Annotated in this window: 7 protein-coding genes and 1 pseudogene; 6 read left to right on the plus strand and 2 right to left on the minus strand. The window is 68.5% G+C overall.

The genetic code is table 11. The features are described 5' to 3' along the window. Positions 1-202 precede the first annotated feature (202 nt). The 6 genes from ACWCPM_RS24090 to ACWCPM_RS24115 all read left to right on the plus strand — a co-directional run bounded on the left by ACWCPM_RS24090 (position 203) and on the right by ACWCPM_RS24115 (position 10,356). Entirely contained in the window at positions 203-481 is a 279-nt protein-coding gene (locus ACWCPM_RS24090) for a DUF6207 family protein (RefSeq protein WP_450978322.1), read from the plus strand. Positions 482-795: 314 nt separating this feature from the next. After that, a complete protein-coding gene (locus tag ACWCPM_RS24095; protein ID WP_450978313.1) occupies positions 796-2,619 on the plus strand; it encodes an ATP-dependent nuclease in 1,824 nt (607 codons plus the stop codon). Positions 2,620-2,995: 376 nt separating this feature from the next. After that, positions 2,996-4,159, plus strand: a complete 1,164-nt coding sequence (locus tag ACWCPM_RS24100) for an exonuclease SbcCD subunit D (RefSeq protein ID WP_450978314.1) — start codon at positions 2,996-2,998, stop codon at positions 4,157-4,159. A gap of 1 nt (position 4,160) precedes the next feature. Beyond that, positions 4,161-7,169, plus strand: coding sequence for an AAA family ATPase (locus tag ACWCPM_RS24105; RefSeq protein ID WP_450978315.1), 3,009 nt, complete (start codon positions 4,161-4,163; stop codon positions 7,167-7,169). 60 nt (positions 7,170-7,229) lie between these two features. Continuing rightward, positions 7,230-9,491 carry a Helicase associated domain protein gene (locus ACWCPM_RS24110; protein ID WP_450978316.1) on the plus strand — a complete coding sequence of 754 codons (2,262 nt, stop codon included), beginning with the start codon at positions 7,230-7,232 and terminating at the stop codon, positions 9,489-9,491. A 166-nt stretch (positions 9,492-9,657) separates the two neighbouring features. Further along, positions 9,658-10,356, plus strand: a complete 699-nt coding sequence (locus tag ACWCPM_RS24115; RefSeq protein ID WP_450978317.1) for a restriction endonuclease — start codon at positions 9,658-9,660, stop codon at positions 10,354-10,356. Here the strand turns inward: ACWCPM_RS24115 and ACWCPM_RS24120 are convergent. Further along, positions 10,344-10,484 (minus strand): hypothetical protein, encoded by a 141-nt coding sequence (locus ACWCPM_RS24120; RefSeq protein WP_450978318.1) that lies wholly within the window; start codon positions 10,482-10,484, stop codon positions 10,344-10,346. The genes ACWCPM_RS24115 and ACWCPM_RS24120 overlap by 13 nt on opposite strands. Positions 10,485-10,572: 88 nt before the next feature. Further along, positions 10,573-10,674 (minus strand): annotated as a pseudogene (locus ACWCPM_RS24125) (IS5 family transposase); the annotation flags it as partial. Positions 10,675-10,677 lie beyond the last annotated feature (3 nt).

Here is a 10,677-nt window from a genome sequence, read left to right on the forward strand (position 1 = left end):
GCATGCACCACTGAGCATAGAAACGGCAGGCGAATCCGGCGGCCATCTTCGGGGGCTTCACGCCGGAGGTGCGGTGCTGGCGGTAGGCGGCATGCTCGCGCCTCTCGACGGCACCACGGTGCACGGTGGCACCCTCAGCCTCCGCTGCCGCGGCTTCGCTCTCCTGGGCACTTCACCACCGCGTACACCTGGTCGAGTGAAGATGATGGCCCTACGCAACTGCGCGGAACGCGTGGGCGTGATGGCGTACATGAACACGATCAGCGAAACTCACGTGGGAGAACCGGGACTCATCGTCCTCGACGTGGCGGCCGCCGACGATGCAACCACCTTCACCTTCCAGCAGTTCCTCGCCCGCCGCTGGGCCACGGCGACAGCGCAGCAGACAACACGAGACCCAGGCGAGCCCGGAGTACGGCTTCGCTGCTATGTGGATCTGCGTCAGCAACTCGCCCCCTGCGCGTGCGCCGGCGCAGATTGAGCCTGTGCACAGCACGCCCCGCGCAGGCACCGAAGGCACCGTCACTCGCGCACCTCGCGGTAGCGCCAGACCTCGTCCCCGCAGCAGTGAAGACCGTCGAAGACACCTCTGGCCGCCCTGCCGTACCCGGTCTGGCAAGAGGCGTCCCGACCCCGACCCACATGGGTCAAATGACCTAAACCGTACTGACGTTGCCCATGCCACCTCTAGGATGGCGGCCTCCGCAACGCGACCCCATCAGCCTCACCCGCGCGCGAACGACTCGCACGTCCCACCCTCCTCCGTCCGGAGAGGGAGATTCGGAGCACCAGACCGTGTACCTCACCCGTTTCTCCGCGTGCGGATTCCGATCCCTGGCCCATGTGGAGGATGTGCCGGTCAGCAGTCCGACGATCCTGGCCGGCCGCAACGACGGCGGAAAGAGTGCGATCCTCACCGCACTGTCCTTCCTGCTCGGCCGCCACCGCCTGACGGACGAAGACCGGACCTACGCACTGGGCGAAGGCGCCGCGGGAGGCCGCTGCGCCGAGACCTGGGTGGAAGGGAACTTCGACCTCGACGCCGACGAGCGGGCGATTGCCGCACTGCCCCAGAGCATCCGCATCCGTCGTATCACCGAAGGCGGCCAGCCGGCCTCACTGCAGTACTTCGGCTCCCAGCCAGCCGACAGCCGACTGCGTGATCCCGACCGTCTGCTGAAGAACGCACTCGCCGAGCTTGTCACCGAGTTCGGCCTGTCCCCGGCCGGAACGCTGAGGGAGGACTACCTCCAGTCCGTCAAGGCCTACGCGGCCACAGCGCCTCAGGTGGACCAGTGGAAGCCGCTGCCCAAGGAACTTCAGGCACGCCTGCCGCGTCTGCTGCTCTTCGGAGGCAAGGACGAGAGCCCCGACGATGCCGTGCGCACTGCACTGAACAGCTGCTACGAGACCCTCCTGGAAGACGAGACGCTGCAGGGGAGGGTACGGGAGATCGAAGAGGAGGTCACCCAGCGGCTGGAGAAGGAAGCCGACTCCCTGTGCCAGCACATCCGGCAGCACTGCAGCGACTTCGTCGGTGTACAGGTCAAGCCCGAGGTGTCCTTCAAAGGCGGCTTCAAGCGCGCACCGCTGGAAGTCTCCAAGGCCGACGGCGAACCGGTCGACCTCACCCGCTCAGGCCAGGGAAGCAACCGCCGTATCGCTCTCGCCGTCTGGGAGTGGACCAGCAATCTGCTCGAGCACAGCGAACTCACCGCGACGGCGCAGGGCGAGGAGGGGGAACCGACCCAGACCATCGTCGTCTACGACGAGCCGGACACTCATCTCGACTACCGCCACCAGCGCACCGTCATGGACATCATCCGCAAGCAGTGCGCTCTGCCCCACGTCAGCGTGATGGTTGCCACTCACTCGATGAACCTCATCGACGGGGTCGACATCGCCGACGTCGTCCATCTCCGCCTGAGCGACAGCGGCCGAACCGTCGTCGAGCGCCTCACCGACGACTCCCATGACGGCATCGACTTCCACCTGGGGCAGATCGCTGCCGCAGTGGGACTGCGCAACTCCGTCCTGCTGCACGAGCGCTGCTTCCTCGCTGTGGAAGGGCCCACCGAACAGCAATGCCTTCCCTTGCTCTTCCGCCTCTCCCAGGGACTTTCCCTCCAAGCGGCCGGCATCGCCCTGTGGGCCTGCGGCAACAACGAAGGAGCCCTGCTGCTGGCCGGGTACCTGGTCCGCAACCGACGCACCGTCATGCTGATGGTCGACGCCGACAGCCGCACCAACAAGCACTTCAGGGAGGAAAGGCTCATCAAGGCCGGCCTCGACCTCGCCACCCAGGTCACCTGGGTGGGCGAAGGGCAGGGCTACAACGAGCTCGAAGAGCTCTTCACCGATGCGCAGTGGGCTGCGGCCGCCAACACCCACTGGCCTCGCCCGCAGGGCACCCTCTGGACCGCGGAGGACTTCACCGCCCACCGGGAAGGCAAGTACAGCTCGAACATCCTGGCCATGATCAAGGAAATGGCCGAGTCCACGAGTCCCGACGGCAAGGGCGACATGCTCTACCAACTCGTGACCACCCTCACCACGGCCGACGACGTTCCGGCACAGCTGCGGGACGCCTTCAGCGACGTGCAGGATTTGGCTTCCTGACCGCCTCGTTCGCCCGCCGCTGCAGCATGCGCTCCTTGCGCTGCTGCAGCGTCGGAGCCTGCCAGGCATGCCATCCGCTCTCCGGGACGTACTGCCGACCGTGCCCGCGCTCCTCGATCCCGCACCAGCGGCACCCACCCGGCGCCGCAACGGATCCACCACTGGTAGAACGCGATAACGACATCACATCCTCCTTCCCCCACTGCCTATCCTGCCCCCTGCCTCTGACAATCACCCGACAGCGACGGCCAGAGCGGTACCACGGGCCGGCAGGCGGGAAACCCCCTCACCACAGCCCTCATACCTGCGCTCATTTCTCCTCCGATATCGGGAAAACCCTCCAGCACAAGCGTCACGGTAGTTACCGTCTGTGCTCATGCGGTTCCTGCACACATCGGACTGGCACCTGGGGCGCCGGTTCCACGAAGCCGACCTGATCGACGCACAGCGCGCGTTTCTCACGCACGTGCACGACACGGCCCGCGAAAGACAGGTCGACGCCATCCTCGTGGCCGGCGACATCTACGACCGTGCCATCCCCAGCCTCGACGCCGTACGTCTCTTCGACAACGCACTGACCCAGCTCGCTGAACTCCACATCCCCATCATCATGATCAGCGGCAACCACGACTCCGCCCACCGGCTCGGCGTCGGCGCCAGCGTCCTGGCCCGGGCCGGCGTGCACCTGCGGACCGACCCGGAAACCGCCTGCACCCGCCCCGTCCTGCTCGACGACGACCACGGCACCGTCGCCGTCTACGGCATCCCCTACCTCGAGCCGTCCCTGGCCCACGAGGGCCTCGACACCGACAAGAACCACCAGGCCGTGACCACCGCAGCCATGGACCGCATCCGCGCCGACCTCACCTCCTACCCGTCCCACACCCGCAGTGTCGTCATCGCCCACGCCTTCGTCGCCGGAGGCGAGCGCTCCACCAGCGAACGCGACATCACCGTCGGAGGACTCGACTACGTCACCGCCAGTACCTTCCACGGCATCGACTACGTCGCCCTCGGCCACCTCCACGGCGCACAGAACGTCAACGGCCGCATCCACTACAGCGGTTCACCACTCGCCTACTCCTTCTCCGAAGCCCACCACACCAAGACCCTGACCATCGTCGACATGGCCGCCGACGGCACCGTCGACCTCAGCCATGTGCGCACCCCCGTCCCGCGCTCCCTGGCATGCCTGGAAGGCACCCTCAACAACCTGCTGACCGACCCCGCCCACGAGTCCCTGACCGACAGCTGGTTGCAGGTCACCCTCACCGACCCCGCCCTGCCCTACGAACCGATGGCCCAGCTACGGCGCCGCTTCCCCCACGTCCTGTCCCTGGTGCCCCCAAGCCCCGGTCAGCTGAAACAGCCAGGCGAGCACGCCACCTACACCCAGCGCCTGCAAGGCCGCAACGACCTCGACATCGCCTGCGACTTCATCACCAAAGTCCGCGGCGACGCCCCCACCCCCGCCGAACACGCCCTGCTGCGCCAAGCCGTCCAACACGCCCAGCACACCACACACGAGGAGACGGTCTGACGTGCGCCTGCACAGCCTCACCCTGCAGGCCTTCGGCCCCTTCGCAGGAACCCACACCATCGACTTCGAATCACTCACCAGCGACGGCCTCTTCCTCCTGCACGGCGCCACCGGAGCCGGCAAAAGCACCGTCTTCGACGCCATCTGCTACGCCCTCTACAACAAAACGCCCGGCGACAGAGACCAGCTCCTGCGCAGTGACCACGCCGCCACTGATCTGCTCACCGAGGTCACCCTCGAAGTCACTCTCTCCGGCCACCGCCTGGAGATCACCCGCAGTCCCCGGCAGCCGAGACCCAAAGCCCGCGGCACCGGAAGCACCTGGCAGAACGCCAAAACACTCTTGCGCGAGCGGAAGCACGACGACACCACGGGCCAGGACCGGTGGGAGGCCGTCAGCAAAGCCCACGACGAGATCGGCGACCATCTCCAGGCCCTGCTGGGCATGAGCCGCGATCAGTTCTGCCAGGTCGTACTCCTGCCGCAGAACCAGTTCACCCAGTTCCTGCGCGCCAAAGCAGGCACCCGCAAGGACCTCCTCAGCAAACTGTTCCGCACCAGCCGCTTCACCGACATCGACACCTGGCTGCTCAACCGCAGCCGCGAGGCGGAGAAGGACCTCAAGGCCGCCCGCAGCGACGTCATCAGCCTCATCGACCGCATCCACCAAGCCGCCACCGGCATCGACCACGAAGCGGGCGCCCCCGCCCCAGACACCCCGCAGACCCTGCCCGACACCGCCCCCACCTGGGCGGCCCTCCTGGTGCAGACAGCAGCCGCACACCTCGAGGCAGCCGACACACAGATGCAGCAAGCGGCCGCAGACCTGGCCCTACAGCAGGCGCACGAGCGGACCGCGGACCTGCTCCAGCAGCAACAGACCGAACACCGCACCGCAGCCGAGCAACTCAAGCAACTGGAACAGCAAGCGCCCCACCAGCAGCACATCACCGACCGACTCCAGCAGGCCCGCCGCGCCGCAAAACTCGCGCCGGTCCTGCACTCCGCCCACACCGCCGCCGACGAGCACACACGCGCGAAGACCCTCGAAAAACAAGCCCGCGACGCACTGAGCGCCCCGCACGCCACCGCCTCTGCCGAGGAACTCACCACCGCCGAACAGCAGACACGGGCCCAGGCCACACTCGTCGAGGCCCTCCTGCCCCAGGAAGCCGCCATGCGGCAGATGACGCAAGACCTCGAGCAGCTGGACACCGAACGCCAGGCACTGGCAGCCGACCAGCTCGAAGCCACCCAGTGGCTGGGCGAGGAAGCCGCCCGCCGTGCCGCGCTGACCGCACGCCTGCACACCGCACAGCGCGCCGAGACCGACAGCGTCCACCAGCAGACCTCCCTCGAGGACCTGCAGCGCCGCCTCAAAGCCGCCGAACAGCGCGATGCCCGCCTCACCGACGCCGCCTCCCGCGAAAAGCGCTGGGAGAGCGCTGACAAGGCAGTGGGTGAGGCTGCCCAGGCCTACATCACCGTGCGCCGACAGCGCACCGAAGGCATGGCGGCAGAACTGGCCGCAGACCTTGCCGAAGGAACGCCCTGCCCGGTGTGCGGATCATGCGCCCACCCCGCCAAGGCCGCTCCCCACCCGGGGCAGCCCACCCGCGAGGACGAACAGAAGGCCGAAACCCGCCATCTCAAGACCGAGAAGACCAGAGAAGACGCCGCAGCCGCACTCCATGAGGCCCGGGAACTGGTCGCCCAAGCCCGAGCCCAGGCCGGCGACACCCCGCTGGACGACCTCCAGACCCTCCTGGCCAGCGCTCAGACCGACCTCGAAACAACCCTGAAGACGGCCTCCGACGCCGGACCCGCAAGCGAGGAACTCGCCGCTCTCGACCGCGACCACACGGCCATGACAGACCAGGCCACCACTGCCGGCGAACACCTCGCCGCCCGCAACACCGCATATGACCACCTCGCGACCCGGCAAGCCGACCTCGAAAGCCAACTGGACCAGGCACGCCAAGGGGCACCCTCCATCACCGACCGCCTGACCGACCTCAACCGCACCGCCGACCAACTCAAAGCGGCCGCCACCGCCGCCACCGCCGCCCTGCGCCTGGAATCAGAGCACACCCTGCGCGCCAGCGAGGCCGAAACCGCCGCACACCAGCACAACTTCCCCACGGTCCACGCCGCAGAAGAAGCCCTCCTCGACGACGACACCCTGCACACCATCGAAGAAGAGATCAAAAACTTCAGCCACCAGCGCGCCGTACACACCGCCACCCTCGAGCGACCCGCCCTCGCCCAGGCGGCAGCCCAGCCCCCCGCCGACCTCGAAAGCGCCCGTCACCTGAACAAGACAGCAGCCCAACACCACACCGACACCATCGCTGCCACCACCGCAGCCCGCACCCGCCACGACCAGCTCACCGAGCTCACCACCCGCCTCACCGACAGCATCCAGCGCCTGCACCCCCTGCAAGAGGCCTACGACACCGTCCACCACCTCCACGAAGTCATCCATGGCACCTCAACGAGCAACCGCGACCGGATGGAACTGGAGGCCTACGTCCTCGCGGCCCGCCTCGAACAGATCGTCGACGCCGCCAACACACGACTGCGCCTCATGTCCGACCACCGCTACACCCTCGCCCACAGCGACGACCGCGCCTCCCACGGCGCCCGCTCCGGCCTCGGCCTGAAAATCACCGACGCCTGGACCGGCCGGGACCGAACCACCGACACCCTCTCCGGCGGCGAATCCTTCTTCGCCTCCCTCGCCCTCGCCCTGGGCCTGGCCGACGTGGTCACCTACGAGGCAGGCGGACGCGTTCTGGACACCCTCTTCATCGACGAGGGCTTCGGCACCCTGGACGACGACACCCTCCACCAAGTCCTCGACGTCCTCGACTCCCTGCGCGCCCACGACCGCACCGTCGGCCTCATCAGCCACGTCCCGGAACTACGCCGCCGCATCACCAGCCAGCTCCACGTCCGGAAGGGCACCGACGGCTCCACCCTGCACCCGGTCTCCCACACCGCCGAATAGCTCCTGCCCTCAATGCCACAATGACCCCCTCACCAGCTCATGTCCCGGAGCGGCGTCCCCATGGCCACCACACACCTCGAACTGCGCCCCCACCAGAAGGAAGCCGTCGGCGCAGCCGTCCGCACCCTCGCCCAGCACCCCCGCGCGAGCGTGATCGCCGCCTGCGGCACCGGAAAGACCCTGATCGCCGCCCGCACCACCGCCCGCACCGCTCCCCGCGGCCGTGTCCTCGTGCTGCTGCCGACACTGGACCTGCTGTCCCAGACGATCCGCTCCTGGCGACTGGCCGGACGCAAAGGCACCGCCATCGCGGTCTGCTCCGCGCGACAGGCACTCGACCACGAACCGGTCGGCGCCGACGTACCCATGACCACTGACCCCGGCGAACTGGCCACCCACATCCGCACGACGGGACCAGGCCCGGTCACCGTCTACGCCACCTACGCCTCCCTGACCGCAGTGGTCACCGCGCACCGAGACCACCAACTGCCCGCCTGGGACCTGGTCGTCATCGACGAGGCCCACCGCACCGCCGGCCGTCTCGGCAAGGCATGGGCCGCCGTCCACCATGACGACCAGATCCCGGCCGCCCGCCGCCTCTACCTGACCGCCACCCCCCGCATCTGGGACCCCGACGACGCCTCGGACGGCGACGGTGCAGAGACAGTGGCCTCCATGGACGACGAAGACCTCTTCGGTCCCGTCGCCTACCACCTCAACCTCTCCGACGCCATCGACCTCGGACTGCTCGCCGACTACCAGATCCTTGTTCCCGTCGTCACCGACACGGACCTGCGCGACTGGCTCGCCACCGGCGCCGGCGCCGGCGTCGACGGACTGCGCCTTGCCGGCCGCCAGGTCGCCGCCCTGCGCGCCATCCACGACCACCGGCTACGCCGCATCCTCACCTTCCACCACCGAGTCGCCGACGCCCGCGCCTTCGCCACCACCCTGACCGAAACCGCCGCCACCCTGCCCACCGAACTGCGGCCCGAAGGGCTATGGGCGGACTGGATCAGCGGCAGCCACGCCCCCCAGGTCCGCCGCCGCCTCCTCCTCGAGTTCACCTCGCACACCAGCCCCGACACCCCGGCCGTCCTCTCGAACGCCCGCGTCCTGGGGGAGGGGATCGACGTCCCCGACATCGACGCCGTCGTCTTCGCCGACCCCAAAAACAGCCCCGTCGACACCGTCCAGGCCGTCGGCCGCGCCCTGCGCCAGAAACCCGGCGCAGGCAAGAAAGCCACCCTCGTCGTCCCCGTCTACCTCACCCCCGACGAAGACCCCGACGACCTCCTCGGCGCCGACGCCTACACCCCGCTGTGGCGCACCATCCAGGCCCTGCGCGCCCACGACGACCGCCTCGACGCCCGCCTGTCAGACCCCCGCACCCACCGCCCCACCATGCCCGGCGAGGACCCCGAAGCCTGGCTCCGCTTCGACCGCCCCACCCAAACAGAAGAAGTCGCCCTCGCCCTATCCCTGCGCGTCCTCGCCCCCAAGAGCGCCGAATGGCGCCGGGGCCTGGCCGCATCCCGCAGCTACCGCCACACCCACCATCACCTCGACGTCCCCCAGACCTACCAAGACCCCACCGGCTACCCCCTGGGCCGCTGGCTCACCTGGCAACGCCACCTCCACGCCAAAGGCACCCTCGACGCCGTACGCGTCCACGCCCTCGAACGCCTCGGCATCATCTGGGACCGCCGCCAGCAGGCCTTCGACCGCGCACTGGCCCACGCCGCCGCCTACGCCGCCCGCCACGGCCACCTCGCCGTACCCGTCGAGGAAGTCCACGACAGCTTCCCCCTGGGCCGCTGGCTGGCCACCCAGCGCACCCGCGCCGAGGCACTCACCGACCAGCGAGCCGCCGCCCTCACTGCCCTGGACCGCTGGTGGAACCCGCCCTGGCCGATCACCTGGCAGCGGACCTACCATGCCGCCCGCCACAGCCTGGGACACCACGCGACGGCGGCCACCGAAGAAGACAAGTGGCTTGAGGCTCAGCGCACCCGATTCGACCGCCTTCACCCTGAACAGAAGAGCCTGCTGAAGAAACTGGGACTCGCCGATCTGCCCGACAAGCCCACCTCCCCAGCCGGGCAGAGTCACCTGCCGGCACGAGAGCGTGCCTTCCAGCGCGGGCTGGCCGCCGCGCAGGCATTCCGCGCGAGAGAAGGCCATCTCAACGTCCCCCAGCGCCACATCGAGAAGATCGAAGGCGACCCCGTACGCCTGGGCCAGTGGCTGAGCAACCTGCGCCGCCGCCGCTCCCGCCTCAGCCAGCACAAACAGGCAGCACTGGCCGAACTCGGCCTGTAAACAGGCGAGCCCACCACCTCGAACGAGAACCGGATGCCGCCCGGCGCATGCAGGGGAGAAGAGGTTCAAGCCAATGGCCTGAACCGCGACCTGGTGAAGTCGCCCAGCATGCCCACACTGCACAGAAGGGAGGAATCGATCCGGCCCGGCGCAAGAGGGGGCGTACATGGCGGCCAAACGCAGCAGCAGAACTGCCCGCAGACTCCGCACCGCCCGGTACAAGGCGGCAGCAGGCGCGCTCGCCGCAATAGCCCTGCTGGCCCTGCTGCGCCCAGTGGCCTGGCTGTATATCGGCTCCGTCCTCGCCGCTGCGGGAATCGGCTGGATGGTGTGGCGGCTATGGCGTACCGACAGGCTGCTGCGCAGCAAGGACGCCACGTGGAGACGGCAGGACCAGATCGCCGCGGGACACAGGACGCTGGCAGCCATCGACGTGATGTCCGGCACCGAGTTCGAAGACGTGGTCGCCGCCTTGTGCCGGCGCGACGGCTGCACGCAGGTGCGCCGAGTGGGCGGGGCCGGAGACAACGGAGCCGACGTGCTCGGCCGGCTGCCCGACGGCCGGACCATGGTGATCCAGTGCAAGCGGTACGCACCCCACCGGACGATCGCCAGCCGCGAAGTGCGCGACCTGTTGGGAGCGAAGGTGCACTTCGCCGCAGACGTGGCCATCTTCGTCGCCACCACGCGCTTCAGCCCACAGGCCGAGGCGTTCGCGGTCGAGCACCGCATCCTCACGCTTCACCGTGACTTCTTCGGCCTGTGGAACAACGGGACACCCTTGCTGTCCCTGGCCGAAGTCAACGGACACGGACAAGGAGGAGCCAGCCACCGAACACGCTGGAAACAGACCTATTCCAAGTGACCTCGTACCGGGCCCGTGAGCGGCGAGACGGAAAGACTGAGCGAGAAGCCGAACGGCTGCCCGAGGCGCACGTGTTCCCGCTCCAGCAGCGGCCACGGTTCGAGCCCGTCGAGCAGATCGATCAGCAAGCCACGAAGTCGAGTGTCTGCGAGCCCATCGTGCTGTCCACGCCCCCATCGTGGAGCTGGCTTTGGCAATGGCCCTGCAGACCAGGCCATGGTCACGCCAGCGGCGGAAGAACGCGTAGACCCGGTCCCACGGCGGGAAATCCCCGGCCGTCGCCCGCCACTTGATCCCGTTGTCCACGAGATGGCGGATCGC

The sequence above is a fragment of the Streptomyces sp. NPDC002309 genome (assembly GCF_053593375.1).

Excerpts from the sequence above, each read along its gene's own strand:
- ACWCPM_RS24090 (WP_450978322.1), top strand. The coding sequence starts at position 203 with ATGATGGCCCTACGCAACTGCGCGGAACGCGTGGGCGTGATGGCGTAC.
- ACWCPM_RS24100 (WP_450978314.1), top strand. The coding sequence starts at position 2,996 with ATGCGGTTCCTGCACACATCGGACTGGCACCTGGGGCGCCGGTTCCAC.
- ACWCPM_RS24110 (WP_450978316.1), top strand. The coding sequence starts at position 7,230 with ATGGCCACCACACACCTCGAACTGCGCCCCCACCAGAAGGAAGCCGTC.
- ACWCPM_RS24115 (WP_450978317.1), top strand. The coding sequence starts at position 9,658 with ATGGCGGCCAAACGCAGCAGCAGAACTGCCCGCAGACTCCGCACCGCC.